20 protein-coding genes are annotated in these 22836 nt (G+C 65.9%); 6 read left to right on the top strand and 14 right to left on the bottom strand.

The window, feature by feature from the left end; all coding sequences use genetic code 11:
• Position 1: 1 nt before the first annotated feature.
• Genes AC1Q6V_RS24770 through AC1Q6V_RS24755 form a run of 4 tightly spaced genes read right to left on the bottom strand, consistent with a single transcriptional unit; the run spans position 2 to position 4227 of the window.
• On the bottom strand, positions 2-952 hold the full coding sequence (locus AC1Q6V_RS24770) for a CobW family GTP-binding protein (RefSeq protein ID WP_010813398.1): 951 nt from the start codon (positions 950-952) through the stop codon (positions 2-4).
• Positions 949-2613, bottom strand: coding sequence for an amidohydrolase (locus tag AC1Q6V_RS24765; RefSeq protein ID WP_371852247.1), 1665 nt, complete (start codon positions 2611-2613; stop codon positions 949-951). The genes AC1Q6V_RS24770 and AC1Q6V_RS24765 overlap by 4 nt, the downstream gene beginning before the upstream one ends.
• A gap of 12 nt (positions 2614-2625) precedes the next feature.
• Positions 2626-4008 (bottom strand): sodium:solute symporter family protein, encoded by a 1383-nt coding sequence (locus tag AC1Q6V_RS24760; protein WP_011616852.1) that lies wholly within the window; start codon positions 4006-4008, stop codon positions 2626-2628.
• A 12-nt stretch (positions 4009-4020) separates the two neighbouring features.
• The gene (locus AC1Q6V_RS24755) at positions 4021-4227 is read right to left on the bottom strand and encodes a DUF3311 domain-containing protein (protein ID WP_010813395.1); all 207 of its coding nucleotides are present in this window, start codon (positions 4225-4227) and stop codon (positions 4021-4023) included.
• Positions 4228-4382: 155 nt separating this feature from the next.
• Here AC1Q6V_RS24755 and AC1Q6V_RS24750 point away from each other — a divergent pair, with 155 nt between their 5' ends.
• Both AC1Q6V_RS24750 and AC1Q6V_RS24745 read left to right on the top strand, forming a co-directional pair.
• Positions 4383-5318: a LysR family transcriptional regulator gene (locus AC1Q6V_RS24750; RefSeq protein WP_011616851.1), complete on the top strand. Its 936-nt coding sequence runs from the start codon at positions 4383-4385 to the stop codon at positions 5316-5318.
• 59 nt (positions 5319-5377) lie between these two features.
• Entirely contained in the window at positions 5378-6415 is a 1038-nt protein-coding gene (locus tag AC1Q6V_RS24745; RefSeq protein WP_041688032.1) for a LacI family DNA-binding transcriptional regulator, read from the top strand.
• Positions 6416-6419: 4 nt separating this feature from the next.
• Here AC1Q6V_RS24745 and AC1Q6V_RS24740 read toward each other — a convergent pair whose 3' ends face one another.
• The 3 genes from AC1Q6V_RS24740 to AC1Q6V_RS24730 are packed head-to-tail and all read right to left on the bottom strand — an operon-like array spanning position 6420 to position 9947.
• Positions 6420-7127, bottom strand: a complete 708-nt coding sequence (locus AC1Q6V_RS24740) for a sulfite exporter TauE/SafE family protein (protein WP_010813392.1) — start codon at positions 7125-7127, stop codon at positions 6420-6422.
• Positions 7128-7129: 2 nt separating this feature from the next.
• Complete coding sequence (locus AC1Q6V_RS24735; protein ID WP_454749192.1) at positions 7130-8578, bottom strand: amidohydrolase family protein; 1449 nt, start codon at positions 8576-8578, stop codon at positions 7130-7132.
• 19 nt (positions 8579-8597) lie between these two features.
• A complete protein-coding gene (locus AC1Q6V_RS24730; RefSeq protein ID WP_010813390.1) occupies positions 8598-9947 on the bottom strand; it encodes a uracil-xanthine permease family protein in 1350 nt (449 codons plus the stop codon).
• Positions 9948-10248: 301 nt separating this feature from the next.
• On the opposite strand from AC1Q6V_RS24730, the gene sorA reads away from it, so the two are divergent.
• The 4 genes from sorA (at position 10249) to AC1Q6V_RS24710 (ending at position 13146) form a co-directional block, all read left to right on the top strand.
• Complete coding sequence (gene sorA / locus AC1Q6V_RS24725; RefSeq protein ID WP_454749193.1) at positions 10249-11511, top strand: SorA family sulfite dehydrogenase catalytic subunit; 1263 nt, start codon at positions 10249-10251, stop codon at positions 11509-11511.
• 10 nt (positions 11512-11521) lie between these two features.
• A complete protein-coding gene (gene sorB / locus AC1Q6V_RS24720; RefSeq protein ID WP_010813388.1) occupies positions 11522-12184 on the top strand; it encodes a SorB family sulfite dehydrogenase c-type cytochrome subunit in 663 nt (220 codons plus the stop codon).
• Between the two features lie 100 nt (positions 12185-12284).
• Positions 12285-12671, top strand: a complete 387-nt coding sequence (locus AC1Q6V_RS24715) for an ArsR/SmtB family transcription factor (RefSeq protein WP_051398556.1) — start codon at positions 12285-12287, stop codon at positions 12669-12671.
• Positions 12661-13146, top strand: a complete 486-nt coding sequence (locus AC1Q6V_RS24710) for an SRPBCC family protein (protein ID WP_010813386.1) — start codon at positions 12661-12663, stop codon at positions 13144-13146. Before AC1Q6V_RS24715 ends, AC1Q6V_RS24710 begins: the two co-directional genes overlap by 11 nt.
• A gap of 162 nt (positions 13147-13308) precedes the next feature.
• On the opposite strand, the gene AC1Q6V_RS24705 is transcribed toward AC1Q6V_RS24710, so the two are convergent.
• The 7 genes from AC1Q6V_RS24705 to AC1Q6V_RS24675 all read right to left on the bottom strand — a co-directional run bounded on the left by AC1Q6V_RS24705 (position 13309) and on the right by AC1Q6V_RS24675 (position 22826).
• Positions 13309-13566: a PAAR domain-containing protein gene (locus AC1Q6V_RS24705; RefSeq protein WP_454749194.1), complete on the bottom strand. Its 258-nt coding sequence runs from the start codon at positions 13564-13566 to the stop codon at positions 13309-13311.
• A 6-nt stretch (positions 13567-13572) separates the two neighbouring features.
• Positions 13573-14235, bottom strand: a complete 663-nt coding sequence (locus AC1Q6V_RS24700; RefSeq protein ID WP_454749195.1) for a hypothetical protein — start codon at positions 14233-14235, stop codon at positions 13573-13575.
• Positions 14232-15347: a DUF6708 domain-containing protein gene (locus AC1Q6V_RS24695; RefSeq protein ID WP_010813384.1), complete on the bottom strand. Its 1116-nt coding sequence runs from the start codon at positions 15345-15347 to the stop codon at positions 14232-14234. Before AC1Q6V_RS24695 ends, AC1Q6V_RS24700 begins: the two co-directional genes overlap by 4 nt.
• A gap of 9 nt (positions 15348-15356) precedes the next feature.
• Positions 15357-17963 (bottom strand): T6SS effector BTH_I2691 family protein, encoded by a 2607-nt coding sequence (locus AC1Q6V_RS24690; protein ID WP_492316410.1) that lies wholly within the window; start codon positions 17961-17963, stop codon positions 15357-15359.
• The gene (locus tag AC1Q6V_RS24685; protein WP_454750028.1) at positions 17950-18864 is read right to left on the bottom strand and encodes a DUF4123 domain-containing protein; all 915 of its coding nucleotides are present in this window, start codon (positions 18862-18864) and stop codon (positions 17950-17952) included. The genes AC1Q6V_RS24690 and AC1Q6V_RS24685 overlap by 14 nt, the downstream gene beginning before the upstream one ends.
• Before the next feature lie 8 nt (positions 18865-18872).
• Positions 18873-21347 (bottom strand): type VI secretion system Vgr family protein, encoded by a 2475-nt coding sequence (locus AC1Q6V_RS24680; RefSeq protein ID WP_492316411.1) that lies wholly within the window; start codon positions 21345-21347, stop codon positions 18873-18875.
• A 453-nt stretch (positions 21348-21800) separates the two neighbouring features.
• A complete protein-coding gene (locus tag AC1Q6V_RS24675) occupies positions 21801-22826 on the bottom strand; it encodes a porin (RefSeq protein ID WP_454749374.1) in 1026 nt (341 codons plus the stop codon).
• Between the last annotated feature and the right edge of the window lie 10 nt (positions 22827-22836).

Genomic DNA, 22836 nt, shown 5'->3' with positions numbered 1-22836 from the left:
CTCAGGCGAGCGCCAGATCGAGGCAGGCGCGGATACGCCTCTCCTCCTCCGCACCGAAGGCACCGATCAGGACCATTGCAGACCCTGCCGCATCGCCTTGCGCCATCGGACTCAGCCGCATGCGGCCCGCGACCACATGCAGTTCGTGCAGGCGCGGATCGGCTGCCAGCCTGACCATGCCCTTCGCGCGCAGCAGCCGCACCGGCAGCGCCTTCAGCGCCTGCCGCAGCAGCGCCTTGTCGAAGTCGCGGCCGGTCTGGTATGAAATGCTGCGGATGCCGGCGGGCACGGTGCCGACGGCTCGCCGCCAGTGCCCGCCCGCCTGCAGCACGGCATCGGCATGTGGTTCCGGCGGGGCGGCGTCGACAAAGACCGACAAGGGCACCTCGCCCTCGCATGCGGTCAGCACCGCGGCATGCGGCGCGATGGCGTCGACCGTGGCGGCAGCCATTGCCAGCGCATCCGCATCGGCAAGATCTGCCTTGGTCAGCACCACTACCGAGGCCCCCGCGATCTGTTGCCGCACCATGTCGCCCACCAGCGGATCGTGCAGGTTGTGGCCGACCTCGGTCACGTCCACGGCCACCGCCACGGCATTGAGCACAAAGGCCCGATCCAGCAAGCCGACCTGAGCAATGCGCTGCGGGTCCGAGACGCCGCTGGCCTCGATCACCAGCAAGTCCGGCCGCTGCTCCCGCGCTGCGATGGCCACCAGCGCCTCGGCCAGCCGGCCGCCAATCGAGCAGCAGATGCAGCCGTTCTCCAGCTGGATCACGTCGTCGCTGCGCGTGCGGATCAGCGCGGCATCGATATTGATCTCGCCGAAATCGTTGACCAGCACCGCGATGCGGCGCCCCTGCGCGTTGGCCAGCAGGCGGTTGAGCAAGGTGGTCTTGCCGGCGCCAAGGTACCCGCCGACCACCACCAGCGGGACCGGAGCCCGCGCGTTCATCGTGCCGGCGCCGCGAACACGCGCCCGCCCAGCACCGTGCCCCAGACACGCACATCCTTCAGGCGCTCTGGAGCCACCTCGGTCGGGTCATCTTCCAGCACGGCAAAGTCTGCCAGCTTGCCGGGCGCGATGCTGCCGATGCGGTGATCGAGCTTCAGCGTATAGGCCGCACCCATGGTGATGGCATACAGCGCGTCGGCGGCCGGCAGGCGCTCAGCTTCGCCCAGCACGCGGCCGGAAGCGGTCTGGCGCTGCACCGCGCACCACGCCGTAAAGAGCGGGTTCAGCGGTGTGATCGGCGCATCGGAATGGATCGCGAACGGAATCCCCAGCCGCCGCGCCGTGCCCGCCGGGTTCATGCGCGCGGCCCGCGCCGGTCCCACGGTCTGGCCGGCATGTGCATCGCCCCAGTAGTACAGGTGGTTGGAGAAGAAGTTGATGCACAGGCCCAGCCGCGCCGCGTGCGCCAGCTGTGCCTCGTCCGCCAGCTGGCAGTGCTGCAGCGTATGGCGATGGTCCGCGCGCGGATGGCGCGACAGCATGGCTTCCAGCACGTCCAGCACCACTTGCGTCGCCTCGTCGCCATTGGTGTGGATATGCAGCGGCAGGCCGGCCAGGTGGAATGGCGTGAAGGCGTCGAGCAGTTGCTCCGGCGGGATCAGCCACAAGCCATTGGCCTGGCCCCCGGCATACCCCGGCGCGCGCAAGCGCGCGGTAAAGCCCTGGATCGAGCCGTCGACGATGAACTTGACCGGACCGAAGTGCAGCTTGTCGGTGCCGGCCGCCGCCGCGGCCTGCACGCGGGCGGGGCCGCCCTGCGCATTGCGCTGCGGCGAGAACGCCGGAACGATGCGCAGCGGGAAGCCGGGGTCGGCAGTGACCGCCTGCAGCGTCTCCAGCCCCTTGGGCGACAGGTCGTTGACCAGATCCGTCGCCGTGGTCACGCCCGCCAGTTGCGCCACGCGGCCGAAGCGGCGCACCGCGTCGGCATTCTCGGCCGCCGCCAGCGACAGGCCGCTGCCAAGCACGCGCTGCACCGGGAACATCGCCGCGAATTCCTGCAGCTCGCCGGTGGGCAAGCCCCGCGCGTCCTTGTGCACGCCGTCGATATCGGTGTCCTCGTCGATGCCGGCCCGCGCCAGCATCGCGGAATTGACGTTCATCAGATGCACGCTGGCATGCATCACCACGATGGGCCGCGTGGCCGAGACGCGATCCAGCTCGCGCACCGACAGCCGGCTGGCGCCGAAATAGATCGGGTCGAAGCCCCAGGCCAGCAGCGGTGTGTCCGGGTCATGCATCTGGCTTGCCGCGCCCGCCAGGCGATCGATCACCTGCTCCAGCGTGCGCAGGCCGCGCCACAGCTTGCCGTCCGGATCGCGGCGGTCGAAGTAGCCGACGTAAACCGCATCCCACATCGCGCCTTCCATCAGGTGGCAATGGCCTTCCACCAGCCCGGGCATCAGCACCTTGCCACGGAAGGTATCGACCTGCACCGCATCCGGCCAGCCGGCCATCTCGGCGGCGCCGCCCACGGCAAGGATCCTGCCGTCGCGCACCGCGACATGTGTCGCCTCGGGCTGGCCGGCTTCCATCGTGAGGATCTTGCGCGCCACGAATACCTGCGTGCGCGCCGTGTCGTCTTGTGTCATGGATTGCATGATTCCGGTCATTCACGCCGCCTGCACGCGGGCCAGTCGGGGCGTGTAGTTCACCAGCGCGGTCACCAGCAGGTTGACGCCCAGGCTGACCAGCCCGAGGTTGATGCCGCCGAAGTCGACCTGCTGCACATACAGCGCGATCGCCAGTGCCTGGCCGGTGACGATGCCGAGCGCAATCGCCAGCGGACGCACCTTCAGCGAGAACAGGATCACCAGCACGCCAGGGAAGAACTGCGTCACGCCGTAGTAGGTGGTATTGATCAGCGTCAGCATCAGGTTCGGCGTGGCCAGTGTCATGGCGATCGACAGCACCAGGTAGATCACGATCACCACCTTGGCGCCCTGCTTCTGGCGCGCCTCGGGCATGCCCGGCAGCAGGTTGCGCGTGACGATGGGGCCGATCGCCAGGCAGATGCCGGCCAGCACCAGCAGTCCCGACAGCGCCGCGCCGGCGGTCACCAGTCCGAGCAGCCAGTCCGGCAACAGCCGCACCGCGGCCGCGAAGAAGGCCTCGTTGGGGGAGGCGAGCTGCAGGTTCTGGCTGATCGCGTAGTACGACGCCAGCACCAGGAACGGATACATCAGCATGTACAGCGGCATCGCCACCTGCGTGCGCCGGATGGTGTTGGCGCTCTTGGCCGTGAAGAAGTTCTGCACCGCGAACGGCATCACGTAGAAGCCCAGCGCCTGGAACAGCATGGTGCTCATCGAGAAGCGCAGCTGGGTGTCATTCATCTGGTTGCTGACCTGCATGCTGGCGGCATGGAACACTTCGCCCACGCCCGCCTTCCAGCCAACCGCAACGCCGGTGACGACGATCGCCACCACCATCAGGATGTCCTTGAGGATGGCGATATAGGCCGATGCGCGCACGCCGGAGATGGCAATGTAGGTAAAGGCCAGTGCCGCCGAGATCATCACCAGGTACACCGGCTCGAACTCCCAGCCCAGCCCCTTGAGCGCCGCCACCAGCCCGGTGAACTGCAGCTGGCCCCAGGGCAGCAGGAACAGGATCGCCGAGCCCGCCACGATCAGCTCCAGCGCACGGCTGCCATAGTGGCCCTTGAACAGGTCTGGCAGCGTGATCGCGTTATAGCGCGCGCCCGCCTGCCAGATCTTGGGCCCGAGGAAATAGCCGAGCGGATACGCCAGCAGGATGTAGCCGAGGAACCAGACCCCGTAGGTCGGTCCCTTGGCGTAGATGCCACCGGGAAAGCCCACCATCGTGCCGATGCTGTAGATCTCGCCCGCCGCGAGGAAGAACACCAGGTAGGCGCCGAACTGCCGCGACGCCACGAAGAAGTCATGCACGCTCTGCGCGCCGTGGCCTTTCTTCGAGCGGATGGCGAGGTAGAGCGAGAAGACAATGAAGCCGACGAATACCGCTGTGGTCATGGTGGTCTCCCTTCAGGCTTCATGCGCCGCGTCGGCGGCGTGGCGGTCGAACAGCAGCCAGCACGCCAGCATGCAGCCGGAGGTCAGCACGAACCAGGCAAAGATCCAGGCGTAGATGAAGGGCACGCCGAGCACGAAGCGCTCGACAGCCGCCACCCAGGGCAGCATTCCGATGACGCCGATAAACGGCAGGCCTAGGCCGATAAACAGCTTGAGCATGATGTCTCTCCGATTTCCGATGGACGGTGGATGGCGGACGCCGTGTGTGCTGTCACCGGCCCGCTCTTGTGTTCCGGTCATCATAGGGAGCGCGGGGGTATGATTCAAATGCAAATGTTGAACCGCTCCCATAACCAACGCGCATGGTTTTCCGCATGGACACACAGAAACTTCTGCATCTGCTCGCCGTGGTCGAGCACGGCACGTTCTCCGAAGCGGCCCGTGCCGTGCACCTGACCCAGCCGGCGCTGAGCCGCAGCATCCGCGCGCTGGAAGACGAACTCAAGGCGCCGCTCTTTGACCGCGGCGCGCGGCGCGCGCGCCTGACGGTGTTCGGCGAGCTGGTGGCCGAACGCGCGCGCCGCATGCGGCTGGAAGAACGCCAGTTGCGGCGCGACTTGGACCTGCTGCGCGGCGCCGAGGAAGGCTCGCTGACGATCGGGGTGGCGCCCGCGCCGGCGGCGCTGCTGCTGACGCCGTTCCTGATCCACATGGCGCAGGCCCACGCGCGCATCAAGGTGCGCACCGAGAGCGGCGCCACCAGCGCCCTGCTGGAGGCCCTGCGCAACGAGACCATCGACGCCATCGTCGGCGATGCCTATGTGCTGCGTGCGGCCGACGACATCGACGTGGAGCCACTGGGTGAATTGCCCGCAGGTCTTGTATGCCGCGCCGGGCATCCGATCCTGCGCAAGCGCCGCATCGATATCGAGACCATCCGCGCCTACCCGGTGGCAACCACCACGCTCAGCACCGTCATCAGCCGGCAACTGGCGGAGCTATGGGGGCCGGGCGCCGCGCCCGACAAGCTCTTCACCCTGCATTGCGACAACCTCGACATGCTGCGCAGCGTGACGCTGGCCAGCGATACGCTGTTGTTCGGCGTACTCTCGATCACGCGGCAGGAGCGCGCCGCGGGGCTGATGGCCGAAGTGCCGATGCCGCCCGATCCGCGCCGCTGCGGCCGCTATGGCATTGCACGCATGGCGGCGCGCTCGCTGTCGCCGGCGCTGGAGGTGCTCTATCGGTTCACGCGCGAACACTGGAAAGCGCTGTCGTCCGAAGCTGGCGGTGCCAACGCGCGCCGCTGAGCCTGCCCCTTGCCGCGCGCTGTTGTATGCTCCGCCCTGAACCATCGCCCGTGTCCCGCATGACCGAATCCACGCCAGACCGCCCTCGCCGCATCACCATCCATGACGTCGCCCGCGCCGCCGGCGTGTCGCTGACCACGGTGTCGCACGCGCTGAACGACCGTGGCGTGCTGGACCCGGCCACGCGTGCGCGCGTCAAGCGCGTTGCCGCCGAGCTGGGCTACCGTCCCAGCGTGCGCGCGCAGCGGCTGCAGTCGGGCCGCGCCAACTGCATCGCGCTGTTGTCGTCGATGCCATTCGCGGTGGCGGGCGGCACATCGCGGCTCGGCTTCATGATGGAAGTGGCGGCGATTGCCGCCGAGGCGGCAATGGGGCGCGGCCTGGGCGTGGTGCTGGTGCCACCGCTGGAAGGCGCGGGGGGCCTGCTCGATACATTGGATATCGACGGCGCGATCGTGATCGAGCCGATTGCGGGCGACCCGCATATCGCGCGGCTGCGCGAGCGCGGCGTCAGCATCGTGTCGATCGGACGCGAGCCGCTGACCGACACGCCGGTGCCTTGCGTCGACCTGCAATCGGCCGACACCGCCCGGCTGCTGCTGGCGCACTTGCACGGGCACGGGCGCCGGCATATCGGCCTGATGATCGGCGCGGCGCCGCGCCAGTCGTATGTGGAAACCGAACGCGCTTACCGCGAGTTCACGCAGGCAATGGGCCTGCCCTGCCATATCGTCAAGGCAGCCGAGGAACACGGCGAAGCCGCTGGCGCCGACGCCTGCGCGCAATTGCTGGCGCAGATGCCGGCGCTCGATGCGCTGTGCGCGCCGGTGGATGCGTTTGCGGTGGGCGCCATGGCCCACCTGCAAGCGCTGGGCAAGCACGTGCCCGACGATGTGCTGGTGGTGACGCGCTATGACGGCATCCGCGCCCGCAGCGCGCAGCCGCCGATCACCGCGGTCAACCTGCACCTGGAGCGCGTGGCATCGCTGGCCGTGGAGCTGCTGTTCGCACATCTGTCCGGCGACCGCAGCCGCGACGTGATCACCGGGCCCGCGCCCGAACTGGTGGTGCGGGCATCGTCCACGCCAGGCGTCTAGGACACTAACCGCGCAGCAGCACCACCGCACCGGAAACCAGCGCAAACACCAGCACGCCGATGCGCAGCATGCGCTGGTTGATGCGCTTGTGCACCAGGTGGCTGGCCACCATGCCGACCATCAGCACCGGCAGCAGCCCGATGGCATAGAGCACCTGCTCCATGCCGAGCCGGTCGCTCAGCGCCAGCACCACCAGCGAGATCGCTTCACCGACCAGGAAGCACAGCGCCACGGTGGCGCGCAGCGTTGCGACCGGCGCATGCTGGTAGGCCAGCGCCAGCGGCGGGCCGCCGACACCGGTTGCGGTCTCGGTCACGCCGGTGATCAGGCCGGTCGAGGCAAAGGTCAGCCGCCCCGGCGTAAAGGCCGGCGCCAGCAATGACACCACCGCTGCGGCAATGGTGCTGCCGCCGACCAGCGCGTTGAGCCATGCCATCGGCATCGCCACCAGCACCCACAGCCCGCCGAAGGTGCCGGCCAGCCGCCCGGCGCTGATCCAGCCGGCCCCGCGCATATCGATGGCATGGCGTTCGCGCCAGGCCACATAGGCGTTGAGCGGCAGCATCGCCAGCAGCAGCGCGCCGGGCAGCATTGCCGGCGCGGCCAGCGCCAGCACCGGCACCACGATCAGCGCGAAGCCCATGCCGGTCGCACCCTGGACCAGCGCGCCGGTAAAGACCGCCACGCCGACGCTGAACAACGTCATGTCCATGGTCAGGATGCCTCCGTGCCGGCATGGCGGACTCGGTGCACGTCCGCGGCTTCATGCAGCTTGCGGATCGGGGCGTTGGCGACGGTGTCCTCGGCCATGGCGTGGATCGCCCGCATCAGCGCGCGTGCGTCCCAGTCCGTGGGCCAGCCCTGCCACAGGCGCAGGCTGCCATCGACAAAGACCGCGCGGATCTGGTCGCGGTTGGCCAGGCGCACCAGTTCCCAGGTCAGGTCCCAGGACGGCGTCAGCTCAGGCACGTCCAGGTCGACCAGCAGGAAGTCGGCGCGCTTGCCCGCGGCGATCTCGCCGGTGAGCGCACCGAGACCCGCCACATCGGCCGCGTCGTGCGTGGCCATGTCGACCCAGCGCCAGCCCGCGCCGCAGGAGGAATCGCCCACGCCGATGCCGAAGGCGAAGCGCTGGGCGGCCTCGGCATAGTCCAGCAGGCGGAAGCCGTCGCTGCGGGTGCCATCGGTGCCCAGGCCCAGGCGCACGCCGAAGGTAGCCATGGTCTCGGCCGGTGCCACGGCGTTGCCCTTCCAGGCGCTGGCCACGGGGTTGTAAGCCACCGCGCTGCCGGTGTCGGCCAGCAAGCGGATCTCATGCGGCGTCACCAGCGTGGCATGCGCCAGCAGTGCCGCCGGACCCAGTGCGCCGACTGCGGCGAGATGTTCGATCGGACGGCGCCCGCAGGCGTTGAGCGAGCGCTCCACCGCCACCAGGTGCTCGTTGGCATGGGTCTGGAAGATGCGGCCGGACTCGGCGCACAACTGGTAGACGTGGTGCAGCATCGCGTCGGAGGCCACCTCGGGAATCGAGATCGCCAGCGACGGGGCCACCAGCGGATCGCTGGCGTACTTGTCCAGGTGGGCGGCGGCGCGGCGCAGGATCGGCGCGGCGTCGAGCGTTTCGGCACCGGGCTTGTCGTTGCAGATCAGGCCCAGCACGCAGCGCACGCCGGCATCGGCGACCGCGCGCGCGACCGCATCCAGCCCGGCGTCGCTGCGCGTGCCGGCATCGACCACGGTGGTGAAGCCGCCGCGCAGCGCTTCCAGCGCCGCCAGCTTGGACGACAGGTACAGGTGCTCCGCCTTCAGGCTGCCTTCCAGCGGCACCCACACGCGCCGGAAGATCTCCGATGGTTCGCCGAACACCAGCGACTTGCCGAACGACTGCGTCAGGTGGTGGTGCGTGTCGATCATGCCGGGCATCAGCAGCATGCGCGGCAGCGGCAGGGTTTCCAGCTCGGGGAAGCGTGCGGCGACTTCCGCGGCCGTGCCCACTGCCGTGAAGCGGCCGCCCTCCACCACCACCGCGTGGCCGCGTACCGTGCCCTGGCGCAGCAAGGTCCATTCCGGCAGCAGGATGCGCGGCTGCCTGAAGCTGTCCGGCACCAGGGCCGGGTTGGTATCGCCGGGCCAGGCCGGCGTCGAGTCAGAACGATCAGTCATTGCAATTCAGGAAGCCGGGTCAATGCGTGGCGGCGGCATCGTCGCGGGCAACCGCGCCCGCTGCCGCGGCTCGCAGGCCCGTATGGAAAAACAGGAAGTTGAGCAGCGCCGCGGTAATGGCCCCCATGGCCACGCCATTGCCCACCAGGATGCGCACATTGGCCGGCAGGCCGCCATAGATGCCGGGCACCAGGATCGGCAGCAGGCCCACGGCCAGCGCCACGGCCACCACGTACATATTGGCGTGGTCGCGCAGGTCCACCTTGCGCAGCATGTCGATGCCCATGGTGCCGACGATGCAGAACACCACCAGCCCGGTACCGCCGACCACGGCCTCGGGAATCGCGCTGATCAGCGACGACACCGGCACCAGCAGCCCGAACACCACCAGGATCGCGCCCGACATCGCCGTGACGAAGCGCGAGCGCACGCCGGTGGCACGCACGATGCCGATGTTCTCGCCGCTGGTGATGATCAGCGAGGTGCCGAACATCCCGCCCAGCAGCGAAGTCAGCGCATCGGCGCGGATGGTGCGCGGCACGTCGCGCTGCTGGTCAACCGGCCGGCCCACGGCATCGCTGATCGCCAGCGTCTGGCCGGTGGCCTCCACCATCGAGATCACGGCGAACACCATCAGCGGGATTGCCGCCACCACATCGAAATGCGGCCACCCGAACGGGAACGGCGTGGGCAACGCGAACACGGGCGACATCGACACATGGCCAGGCTGGAACGCGCCGGCCAGCCCGGCCACCAGCGCACCGCCCAGCAGCCCCAGCAGGATCGCCAGCTGCGCCAGCATGCCCGACAGCAGGCGCGATGCCGCCACGGTGCAGGCAATGGTGGCGAACGCCAGCAGCAGGTTGAGCGGGTCCACCGTGCTGCCCGCGGCCGGGTGGCCGGCAACCAGCTTGCCGGATACCTGCGCCAGGTTGATCGCCACCAGCAGCAGCATCGTCCCCACCACCACCGGCGGGAAATAGCGCAGACAGCGCCGGAACACCGGCAGCACGCAGAAGTAGAACACGCCGGTCAGGATCACCGCGCCGGCAGCAGTCTGCACGTCGGTCTGCTGCGCGATCAGGATAAACAGCACGATCGGGGCGCCGCCGGGCAGCATCACGAACGGCAGCCGGGCACCGATGCCGCGCTTGCCCAGCGACTGCAACAGCGTGCCGAGGCCGCAGATCACAAAGGTGGCGCTCAGCAGCTGCACCGCCAGCGCGGGCGGGAAGTTCAGCGCCTTGCTCATCAGGAAGACGGACGCGATCGGCGACGCGGCCATGACCAGTACGTGTTGAAGCCCGAAGACAAACAGGCGCCGCCATGGCAGCCGTTCATCCACCGGCGCGGGGGCGGGGTGGGACATGCTTTGCTCCTCGTTTGGTGTGTGAGCGTTTGTGCCGGTGGCTCGCAAGCCACTTGCTGCGTCTGTGCGCAATTCGCCTCAGATATTATCGATTTCCGCAAACAAAAACGTTTTGGTAAGTGTAGGGAAATGGAATTCGCGATGCAAGCGGTTTCTCGGCGGAACGCCCGTGGTCTTCCCCTATATCGATTCAATCGATAAGTGCTAGCAGCAAAACACGTTTCACAAGTTGATGCCGCGGCCTCAAAGTACCCGCCATAGCGCCTTGCGAGACACAACAAGCCCCTGAAGGAGACGCCCCATGCGAGACAAGAACAGTCCGGCGGAATCTGCCGACCCCGCCCAGCCGCTGCCGGCCCGGCGCCGCATCGTCCAGGGCGCGGGCCTGCTCGCCCTCGGCGCCACCCCGCTCGGCGCACTGGCCGCGCGCATCAGCGACGGCGTCACGCTGGCCGACGGCCCCCGCCCGCTGGTGCGCTATCCGGGCAAGCGCCCGCTGGTGCGCGTCAGCACCCGGCCGCCACACCTTGAGACGCCCTTCTCTGCGTTCAACGAGGGGCCGATCACCGCCAACGACGCCTTCTTCGTGCGCTACCACCTGGCCAACATTCCGCTGTCTGTAGACCTTGCCACCTTCCGCCTGACGGTCGGCGGCCACGTCAACAAGCCGCTGAAGCTGTCGCTCGATGAACTGAAGCGGCTGGCCGATCCGGTGGACATCGTCGCCGTGAACCAGTGTTCAGGCAACAGCCGCGGCTTCTCCGAGCCGCGCGTGTTCGGTGCCCAACTTGCCAACGGCGCAATGGGCAATGCGCGCTGGACCGGCGTGCCGCTGCGCAAGGTGCTGGAGCACGCGGGCGTCAAGGCCGGCGCCAAGGTGGTCACGTTCAACGGGATGGATACGCCGGTGTTGCCGAGCACGCCGGACTTCCGCAAGTCGCTCGATATCGCCCATGCCATGAACGGCGAGCCGATGCTGGCCTGGGGCATGAACGGCGAAGACCTGCCGCTGCTCAACGGCTACCCCGTCAAGCTGGTGGTGCCGGGCTACTTCGGCACCTACTGGATCAAACACCTGTCCGAGATCGAGGTGCTGGACCACCCGCTCGAAGGCCATGATGCGTTCTTCATGACCAAGGGCTATCGCGTACCGGATAACGACTGCCAATGCGTGGCGCCGGGCACCCCCGCCAGCAAGACGCGACCGATCTCGACGCTGGCGGTACGCAGCTTCATCACCAGCGTGGGCGCCGGCGGCGTGCTGCCCGCCGGGCGCACGGTGGAGCTGAAAGGCATTGCCTTCGATGGCGGCTCCGGCATCCGCGGCGTCGAGGTCTCGGTGGACGGCGGGCAGAGCTGGCAGGCCGCGACGCTGGGCCAGGACCTGGGGCGCTTCTCGTTCCGCGCCTGGCAACTGCCGGTGAAGTTCGCGCGCAAGGGCCCGGCGGTGCTGATGGTGCGCGCCACCAGCGTCCAGGGCGAGGTGCAGCCCGCCAAGGCCAACTGGAACCCGGCCGGCTATCGCCGCAACGTCATTGAATCCACGCCGGTCACCATCGCCTGAGGAGCGCACCATGCATCGATCCATCACCCCAGTGCTGCTCGCGCTCGCCCTGCTGGGCGCGGGCAGCGCGTCCGCGGCCCCCCAGGACATCAAGCTGCCGGCGGAGAACGTCAAGCTCAAACCCGCCAAGCTGCCCGGCTACGGCATCGCCATGCAGAAATGCGCGATCTGCCATTCGGCCGACTACGTCTCCTACCAGCCGCCCGGCCTGAGCCTGACGCAGTGGACCGCCGAGATGAAGAAAATGCAGCAGGCCTATGGTGCGCCGATCGACGATGGCGAGGTCGAGCAGCTCGGCGCCTACCTCGCGGTGGCCTACGGCTCCGCCAGGATCAAGGACCCGGAGATCGTGGCGATCGCGCAGAAGGCGGGCAAGCCCGCGCCGGCCACACCCGCGGCCGCCTCGGCGCCTGCCGCCGCCGCGGTGGACGTGCAGGGCCTGCTGGCCAGGAACGCCTGCCTGAGCTGCCACAGCGTGACGCAGAAGGTGGTCGGCCCGGCTTATCACGAAGTCGCCACCCGCTATAAGGGCGATGCGCAGGCACAGGCCAAGCTGGAAGCCAGCATCCGCGGCGGCAGCAGCGGCAAATGGGGATCGGTGCCGATGCCGCCGTTTGCCGGCTTGAAGGCGGATGAGGTCAAGGCGCTGGCGGCGTACGTGCGGCAGCAATAGCCTGCGCCCCGCTTCCCCGATCACAAGACGCCCCGGCTGATGCCGGGGCGTCTTGCATTTCGCGCTTGCAGTTTCCGCTTGCCTCCCTATACTTAGCCTCATGGCTAACCATTGTGCCGAGTTTGCTGACGTGTCCCAGGCTGTCGATATTTCCCCGCTTTCCGACGTGTTCTACGCGCTGGCGGACCCGACCCGCCGCGCCATCGTCAGCGTGCTCGGCCGCGGGCCGGAAACGGTCTCGGCGCTGGCGGCACCGTTCACGATGGCACTGCCCTCGTTCATGAAGCACCTGCAGGTGCTGGAGCGCAGCGGCCTGATCCGCTCGCGCAAGACGGGGCGCGTGCGCACTTGCGAACTGGTACCGCAACCGCTGTCAGACGCGCAGCAATGGCTGGCCGACCAGCGCGCCATGTGGGAGGCCCGTACCGACCGCCTGGCCGCTCTTGTCGAAGCCCTTCATCAGGAGGAACAGTCAGATGCCGAATGAAAACGCCGCCAGCCCTGAAAGCCAGGACCTGGTCATCTCGCGCCTGCTCAAGGCCCCGCGTGCCAAGGTCTGGCGTGCATGGAGCGATCCCAAGCTGCTCAAGGAATGGTGGTGCCCCAAACCCTGGACCACCGAGGTCCTGGCCTTCGACATGCGCCCCGGCGGCGCCTTCCATACCCTCATGAAAGGCCCGGACGGCGGCGTCAGCGACAACCCGGGATGCTTCCTCGAGATCGTGCCGATGGAGAAGATCGTCTCCACCTCGGCCCTGGTGGCCGGGTACCGGCCCAACAAGCCGTGGCTGTCAATGACCGCGGTCATCACCATGGCCGACGAGGGTGACGGCACCCGCTACATTGCGCGCGTGATGCATCCGGACGAGGCCACGCGCAAGCAGCATGAGGAGCTGGGGTTCTATGAAGGCTGGGGCATCTGCATTACGCAGCTGGATGAGTTTGCGCAGCAGTTGAAGTAAGGCTGCGGCAAGTGAATGGCGCCGGCACGGGATACCGTGCCGGCGCGACTTCCTTGATATTTCGCCGGTCTGCATGGTGAGGTGAGGGTCTCAAATTACATGGCCTCAAGGAAAGGCTGAATTGAACAACGTGTCGTCTGGCCGAGACGCTCCGAATCAACGTCAGCCTACCGTGGCGCTGTCGCCGCCAATCAGCGTGGCTCCGCATCGCGTGCGATCCCCTTGTAGCGCCGCGGGTTGCCCATCGACATCCATGTCTGAGCTGGCTTCTACGATTTCGTTGACACCGTGCAGGGGGCAGTCCACGAGGTCCCCGAGTCGGGCAATGGGCTTGCCGTCGAGCAGGCTCCCGGGCGACCCGGATCTGACAGGGCCGCCATGCGAATGCATGTCGCCGACCTTGATCATGCTCTTGTCCATTTGTGCTTATCCATGTGGGTGATTGTTCTCCGGCACATCGTCCATCGTCTGGCAAGGGACAAAATGCCATTGTTCCGCCTCCGGATCGAATACGGCGATCTGGTTCACGACCTGGCCAGCCGAATGCACTACCGTACTTGCGGTTGCCAGCGCGCTGTCTATTGCGTGCTTCATGCGGTCGCCCTTCCAGATCCTGGCTAGCGACTGCAGTGTGTCCTGCCAGGCAAAGAGACCTGCGCCCTCAAAGAGACGGCTGATCTCGCGTCGGCCATCGGTGGTGTATTCAGGCATAAGAATTCCCATCCGCAATGGCGCGCGCACGTCATGCACCAAGACGTTGCGCCGCCACTTGCCGCTTGGGCTGAGCAGGAGCTGTCCGTCGCGGGCGAGAAAGCCGCAGGCAATGTCCAACTCCACGCCGGTCGGGAAGGTTTGCTTCACGCGGGCTGCGGGCAGCCGGTCAAGGGATGGAAACTTGAAGGCTTGATTGGGGGCGCTGCCCCGCATTGAGTCCAACAGCAGGTCGATCGGCGACAGGTAGGCAGTCAGGACCGTCTTGTTCCCGTAGCGCATGCCCCAGAAGCCTTCCATTCCGCGCTTGCCCGGTACCTTGGAAGGTTGCTCTATCAAGATAACGTGAGGCGCTGGTAGCGGCGAAGTGGCGGTCATGTGGTCTGTTCCGTAGTGCTTCGAAGCAGGGCTTCCGCTTCCGCGCGGGTCAGCGCGCCACCCTTGCGTCGCTCCTGCTGCTGGTCGAGCATTCGCGCCAGATCCTCGCGGGAAGGCCTGGCATCCGGGCCGCTCGGCACGCCGATGTAGTCGTCGGCGTACGGGCGCGCGTACGGGTCATTGGGCATGGGCTTGCACGCCGCCTCGATCTCCGGCGGCCACACGGGATCACTGCACGTGACGAGCACGAGCCAGCGGGCGATCGCATCCAGCAGTGCGAACGGTGCAAAGATGACGTCGGTCAAGGTGAAGAACGCTCCGGAGAATTTACCCCCTCTGCAGATCTTGTAGCCTTCCCAGAACGTTTCCCGCGGCGCCCAGAAGCGATATGGCTCGGGCAGCCCAGCCGGCCCGTCCTGCATGTAGCGGCGGTAGTATTCCCACTGCGCGTAGGCTTCTTCCAGGGTGAAGACGAACTGGCCGAGCACGAATGCGCGGACGACGTTGCCACTCGCGTCGAGCTGGTAATGGCGGATGTCGTACATGTCATAGGCGCGTGACAAGCCGCCCATGCGCCGATGGCCCACACAGAAGAATTCGTCATGGTTCCATGGCACTTCCCAGATGCCGCCCGGGTCCTTGGTGCGAATGGCATAGATACGACGGGTCTTCCGGTTCAGGCGGATGGGGCGGCGCTTCAGCGTGAACATGTTGCGACGCATCGGATCGAAGGCAAGCAGACCGAAGAAGCCTGCAGAACTAAAGCCAAGTAATATGCCGACGATCGTACCGAACCAATACCCGTTCTTCGCCATCATTTCCTCAGAGTCTCTGAATGGGCTAGTTGCAAGCAATAATCCGTAAAAGAGAGAAAACGACGCAAATGCTGAACAGATAATCCAAAGCAGACCAACGTTCTGCATCCGAGCCTGCGACTCATCGGTGATCTCCAGGCAGGTCGAATCAATGCGGTAGATATTGCCGCTCTCCAGCACATGCTCGCTGGCAGGCTGGCCGACATGGAGCCGGTGTTCTTGCTCCCACTTGCCCAGCGGTTTGCCCTGTTGGCGGAAGTAGAAAGGCGTGCGTTCATCCTTGGTCGGGAATTTCATCGAAGAGTCCTATTTGACGTCCTTGAGGCCCAGTTGCACGAACTCGAACGACTCGGTCTCCAGGCTGGTGTAGCGTTCGCTGGCGGGTCCCTTGCTGAAACGGCAACGCTTGGCCCACTTGAGCGTCGCCGGGTCGTCTAGTATCAGGATGCCGATGTTCACCGCGAGCAACACGACTAGGAACGGCCAGCTAGGCACGCCAACGAGGAAGGCCAGGAATTCTTCAGTCGCCAGCGGGAGGACGGCTGCTGCGCCTCCGGACATCGCAGAGCCAAAATATAGTATTGAGACTGTCCGGTTTCCCCTCATGCCTTCATCGTAGGCATGGTACGCATCCCATCCCACCCCAACTGCAGCCCCGGCAAAACCAATCCAACGCCCTCTGACAGCCAGCTTCTTGCCCATTTCCAGCCATTCCGCCTTCGGCGGCGAGCGCATGATGCGCCGGACAATTATGTGCGTCGGCGCCTTCTCCAGCACGACGCCAGTCTGCTCGGCAAGGGTCCCGGCCATGGACACCAGGCCGCCGACCAGCTTGATTCCTCTTTCGGGTTCATCGAACTCGCCCGCTGCGCGGAACGATTGCGTGGCGTGATAGAGTGCCAGTCCCTGCAGGATGCAGGCGACCGCCCCGACATTCACGAAGCGTGAACCCAGGACCGCCTTGACTTGCCGCACCCCAGGCACGTCATTGGCGGTACGCAGCTTGAGGGCGCTCAGTTCCGGAATGCGCTCCAGGTCCTCTGCCTTGAACCACACCAATCTGGCGGTTTGAGCCATGCGCTTGGCCGCGCGTCCAAGTGCCACGGCGTCCTCGCGCCGTCGGGTGCGGTCCAGTTGCTTGTACAACTCCGGATTCACTGTGGAGAGATCGTTCAGCACGACCGCGCGGATTTGCATGACGCTGGCCGTGGGGGCGATCAGGCGCACGCCGCCTAGCAGGCTCATCCCGTACAAGGCGAGCCTGGCCGATGCCGAGCTGACGCTGTTTGCAAGGGTCGGGATGATCTGGTCGGCCAGTATCCAGGTCAGGCGCGGTACCAGGCCCATCTTCGCTAGGGCTTCGGGAAGAGTGAGGCCCTTTGCCATGGAGTCCATCTTGTCGAGACCGCTCTTCAGGATGCCGAAGATGGCGGCATAGCCCTGGTCGGTCGGGTCCGGCACCGTGTCGATGATGGGCTTGTGGTCCAGCAACAGGGCGCGCGCAAGCAGATTGCTGTGGTTCTCCGGATTCGCCTCGTTGAACCAACGCTGGATGACCCGACGGCATTCCACGGTGTCGAGCGCGTTCTCCAGGCAGCGCGTCAGGGATTCGTTGTAGACATAGCCGTGCGGCAGGTCCATCTTGTCATGCCGGTATTGCATGTAGGAAGCAAGCTGAGGACTCATGAGCCACTGTGCGAGCGAGGTCGCAATGGGTGCCAGCACGTCCTCGTTGAGGGCCTTCAGTCTGGGACTCAGGTCCTGGTGGCGCTTGCCTGGCGTGAGTTCGTCTTCGTAGGGTTTCCAGGCGGCGTCACTGGCGGCTTTCTTGCGGGCAAGTCGCGTGGCTTCACGCTCCGCATCTTCGCGCTTCCATCGCTCGGCCGTCGCTTTTCCATTAAACAGAACCGACATGAGTTCGTAAGCCGGAAATCCATCCGGCGTGGTCTTCATGCGCTCAGCCTCGGCCGCCGCGGCCTCCGCCTCTTTCGTGTGCTGCGCCTCGGCGTTGGCCCGGATGTTCTTTTCGAGCGTATCCAGGAACAGATCTGTTGCCTTGTCCCAGATGACGCCGTTGTTTGCCTTAGCGTGCAGCTTGGGATTGGTCAGGATGCCCAGGTCTTCAGTGATTGCGAGCGGATCATTGAACGCCAGCATCATCGCCTTGCCGGGGGACACGATCTCCATCCGATCCGCAAGCATCGAACCGCTTATGGGGCCAATCGGAGCAATCTCGCCCAGGTTAATGGTTCCGGGTGGTGTGGCGCTCAGATGCCGGAATGCTTGTTGCTGCGCTTCTGGCGTCATGGCGAACGATGCCACGCGCTTGTTGATTTCCGTCGCGCGGCCGGCGTGTGGCTGGTTCTGGTTGCCCATCCAGGCGGCCACGTCGAGGCATTGCATATGAGCCCTGCGCACATCGACTTTGTGCTTGTTGTCGTTCAGTTGGGCCTTGGTCCAGGCCACATGCGAATAGGCGTACCAGACACGCGTCGCGTGCGCGGGATCGGGAATGGTGAAATACAGGGATTCAAGGCTGTGGTGCGAACTAACACAGCAACTGAACGCCTCCGGGACTTTGGCTGGGCCAGGATTCTCCGGTATGACCTTCCACAGGTGACCGCCCTTCATGACCACATAGGCATCCCACATTTGCATGGCTTCATGGAAGACGTACAGGAAGCCGGGGCGCATCGTGCGAAGGATGTACTGCACCCCGCTGCCGAGCTGGGCAGGGGCGTTCTCGATCCTGAAATTCCCTGAGAGCGGCGGCGCCCCGTTCTTGTCCTCGGGTCCGACGACGGCGTACCGGACCGGCAGCACGGCCAAGCCGGGCGCATGATGGCAAAAATTGCACGCCTTCACCGGTTTGGATGAACATTCCAGCGTGCTGTCAACGCTATACATGACCATGGTGGCGTTCCGATGAGATTTGCCTGGCGTGCTGCGCCATGATTTTCATGAGTTCCCAGTCGTCGCTGGACAGCGATCCCAGTGCCTGGCGCAGCGTCATTTCGCCTGCGGCCACGGCGGGCCATGCGGCCTGCAGTTTCGGTTGGTCTTCGAACGGCTGCCCAAACGCCGCGACGTGTGTGGCGTAGTGACGGCGATCCGCCGGCAGGGTCAGATGCAGCACTTCGTTGGCGTGCCGCAAGGCGCGGTCCACTGTGCGGGCCTGTGCCAGGGACGGCTTGTTGCGCCCGGCAATGCGTGTCAGGACCTGCGCAATATCGGCGGTTTGCTCGACGGTGGGCCACTGCCTGGCGTCTGGCCACCAGGGTCGCGGCAACGTCGGCGGTGCCTCCGCCAGCGTCGGTCTGGCGAACTGGTACCAATCGCCCGCCCAGGCGAAGCCCCACGACTCGCTCGGGCCAAGGAGCGCATGGAGTTGGACGGGACGCAGCAGCCACGTCATGTGCGCAAATACGCGAGGGTCGTAGAAGCGCCACAGCGCGTGTCCGCCGGCATGGTCGGTACCGGTGAGGCAGGACGCCAGATGGCTGCTGACTTCCTGGACAGGGGCGGCGCTCTGCAGCCACGCGCAGATGAGGGGCGGATCTCCACGCGCGGCTTCATCCTGGGCCACGTTCAATAGCATCTGCCGGTCTGCCGGCGACACGGTGGCCAGCTCTACCACGGCGGGCATCAGGTGTGCGTTGTCGCCGATGCCGGCGGGCAAGCACTGATGTAGCGTCAGGGCAGACAGATCCGCGAGGATGGGATCGTGATTTAGCGGATCGAGCACCAGGTAACCGTCGCCCCAGGCCTGCGGCCAGGGCAGTTGGGTCAATGGGTTGCCGATGGGTGCGGCCATGTTCGTCCTCAATGCAGAGGCACGGCACCGGCGCCGGATGCCGCCGCTCCCGCCGCCAGGTGCGAGCAGATCTTGGTGGTGGGCAACGTATAGGGAGCATTCTTTGGCCCGGTGAGCGACTTGCTGGCCGAGAACACAATCCACTTGCCCGTCGAAATGTTCTCGATGCCCTCCGGCGTGATGCGCAACTCGTTGCCCTCGACATTGACCCGAACGCCTTTCTTGCCGCTGATCTCCACCCAGTCAGTTGTGGACAGCAGGCGCAGCACCTTCTGTGCGATCACATCGACGTCATCCGACTGGGCCTGCACCTCCACCTTGCCCTTGGCCGAATACAGCTTGATCCCGTCGCGCTGGACGAAGAGCGAGAAACGGTCGCTGATCGTGGCGTACATGCCACCGCCGCAGGAGAATGAGAGGTGCTGGCCGCTGGTCAGCGCAATGTGTTCGCCGCTGTAGACGTGCGTGGATCCCGGCGCGGTGGTGGCGATGCCCGCCCGGCTGGCAACGGTGATGTGCGGCTCGGTGAATTCCCCCAGCTTGCCGCCGCCCTTGACCGCATCGGCCTGGCTGCGCAAAGTCTTGGCAACCTCCTGCTGCTGCCCGGTCTGGGCCTGGGCATTGACCGCGCTCTGGGCGAGCGAATCCGCCAGGGTCAGGGCTTCCATGAACACATGGATGACATCCTCCACGTTCATGGCGTTGCCCTCGGCCCGTTCGCGCGGGTAGGTGGTTAGCAGCATGCCCAACGCCGCGCGTAGCGCGGCATGTCCATCGGTGCGCGCCTCCAGCCCCTCACCACGCTTGTCGCGGCGTCCCTGCACGTCAGGAATGCCGGTGATGTACCCCATGCTGATCTGCGACTGCAGGTGGTCCGATGCGAGCTGCGCCTGGATTTGTCCCTTGGTGTCGTCCAGCACCAGGTGGTTACTACGACCACCATCGTGCTCGCGGCTGCGAATGCCGGTGAGAGCGAGCTGGTCCGGCAGCTGCCATGGCGGCATGTTGAGGCTGTTCGGCACCGCCCCCATCACAATGGGCTTGTCCGGATCGCCGCCGTCCAGGAACATCACCAGAACTTCGCTGCCGATACGCGGGATGCTGATCTGGCCGTACTGTGAGCCCGCCCACGGCGTGGCCACGCGCACCCAGCAGGACATCTTGTTGAAGCGGTCCCACGGAAACTGGACGCGGACGCGCCCATACTGATCCGGCCACACGACATGGCTGTCTTCCGGCCCGACCACGGTCGCGCTTTGCGGCCCAGCGACCACCGGCCACGGGATGCTCAGCGCCGGACGGAAGACCTCATGGGTGGGGTGGCACTCGAACTCGACGCGGCAATGCCAGCGCTGGCCCTCGCCGGAGGCCTCGGCCACGTCTTCCAGCCTGAGGTTGGCGCCAAGCACCACGTACTCGCGGTTGGCCGCCTGCTGGGGGTGTCCCTTCACGTTCATGGTGCAGCCTGGCACCACCGCGCGCAGGTTGCCGGTGCCAAAGCAGCGCAGGCCACGCGAACGGATTTCCTCCATGCGGATGCGGGCGATCATGTCGCCTTCGTCCCACGGGCGGTTGTCCGTGGCCGGCTGGGCATGCTCGCTGGGGAAGTCGTACACCTCCTGGTGCAGCGCGCCAGTGTTCAGGCCCGTGTCCCGCGGGTCCGAACTGCTGGCGCTCAGGTTGCCGCGCGGCTGGGTGAAGCTGTAGGCATTGGTCGTGTACTTGCCTGCGACCACGGCATCGACAACCGAGAACGCATCGAGGTGTTCCTGGTCGACCCTGACGCCAGGCGGATGGATTTCCAGCACCTGGTACGCCTCGCTCGGCATGCTGAAATAGCCACCGACGTGATCGACCAGAACCAGGCGGTGCTTGCCGTCAGAATGTTCGAAGAACCACGATATGCCCCAGTGCTGCATGAGGCGGGCGATGAAGGTGTAGTCGCTCTCGTCGCACTGGGTGCGGTAGACCCGCCTGGGGTATTTCGCCACGTCGAGCCTGCGCTCAACCGGAAAGGAGTATGCAGACAGGACCTCTTCGATGATCTCGATGTCGGTGCGGTTCTCGAAGACGCGGCTGTTCCGGTTCTGGGAGGCGATCCACAGCCAGGGACGCAGGGTCAGTCCGTAGACAAAGTGCCGCCCTTCGGCGCGCAGGTAGCGGGCGCGGTCCACTATGCCGCTGATCTCACGCGTGCCGGCACCCACGCCGCCTGCCATCCCGGTGCCCATGCCATCCAGTTCGATGCGAACGGTCAGCTCGCGCCCGTTCATCTCGCGCAAGTCGAAGTTGCCTTCCGGGCCGTGGAAGTTGTAGGCCTTGTCCGGCGTCTTCAGTTCGATGTCGTATTCGAACAGGCCGCAGACGCCTTCCTTGCCATCCAGGCGTACGAAGGTAAAGGGGGACTGTCCGAAGAGTTCCGGCAACGCCGGACCAGACACGGTGACGGTGCGGGAGGAAAGGAACGGCGGTCGGTTATCCAAGTGCAGCACTCCGTAGCGTTGAACTTTCTCTTGCCGCAGAAGCACCAGTGTTCCGGTGCTTTGCTTCTCGCGTCATTTGCATGACCGTCAAGAAGATGCGTTCGTCGCGTACGGTAGCCGTTATGCGTTGAGGAAGGAAGGTGGATTATTCAGATATCGCCATTGTTTTCGATTGAATGAGAATTCCAATAGAAATTAAGGGATGTCCTATATCAATCTCGTATCGCCATGATCTATAGGGTCGTTCCGTGCGATTTCGTTCGCCTTGTGAAGCGCGAAGAGTAAGCACAAAGGAAAATGACCCGACACGAGCGACAGCCCGGTATGCGTTCTGGAGATTGGCGCCCTCCCCCACTTTGCGGGGAGCGCCACGGGACAGGTGGCAGCCCGCCCCGGGTCTCCGTAGCCTCAGCCGCTTGGCCTCAGCGCCGCATGAACGGGCAGCAGTCCGTTTCAGAACCGATGCCGCAACCCCACGCTCACCGACTTCGCATCATCCCCGCTACCCGGATCGATCACGATGCTGTTGTTGCTCACGCTGCCGCCAGGGCTGTTATGCACCAGCACCGCCCGCACATAGGCGGTGGTGCGCTTGCTCAGGTCATGGTCCCACCCCAGCGTCACCGCCAGCGGCCGCTGGCCGCCGCCCAGGATCTGGCGCTTGAGTGCGGCGGCCTTGAAGGTGTCGCGCTGCGTCACGTTCCAGCTGAAGGTCACGCCGTAGTGGCGTGCCGAGCGGGTCTCGGGCCGGTCGCTGCTGGCGGCGCTGTACAGCAGGCCGATTTCCACCGGCTTGAAGCGATAGGAGCCGCCGACGAAATGGTTGGAAGTCAGCGTCGGTTCCACCGGCACGTTGGCGCCCGAATACATCCCCTGGTAGGAGTAGAACGCGTAGACGTTGCCGGCCTCGTAGGTCGCATTCATGCCGAAGTTCAGCCCTGAGCGCGCCGACCCCGGCACCTCGCCCGGCGCCACCGCTGCGCCGAAGGAAAAGCCGCCCCACTTGGGCGAGAAATACTGCACCGCGTTGTCGAAGCGGGCGCCGTAGGCCACGTGCCCGGTGCCCTGTGATGCGGTCGCGCTCAGCAGGTTGAACGGCGACACCGCGCCATTGAGCAGGAACGGATCCAGCCGCAGCAGCGCATAGAACGACGGCGTGTACTGCCGCCCCAGCCGGAACTCGCCCCAGTTGCCCGACAGGCCCAGATAGGCCTGCCGCCCGAACAGCCGGTTGTTGCCGAAGAACTCGGTGCCGTTGTCGATATTGAAGCCCGACTCGACCAGGAAGTTGACCTTGAGCCCGCCGCCCAGGTCCTCGATGCCGCGGATGCCCCAGCGCGACGCGGCCTGCTGGCCTTCGCGCATGCGCACCACGCTTTCCGAGCCCCTGGCGTATTCGATCGATGCATCGACCACCCCGAACAACTGCATCGTGCCCGCCACGGCATTGCCCGCGGCCAGCGCCGCACCCATCACCATCCACTGTCTT

The sequence above is a fragment of the Cupriavidus sp. GW823-FHT07B10 genome (assembly GCF_058794355.1).
The sequence above is the reverse complement of the archived record's forward strand: the minus strand, read 5'-3'. Positions and strand labels throughout refer to the sequence as shown.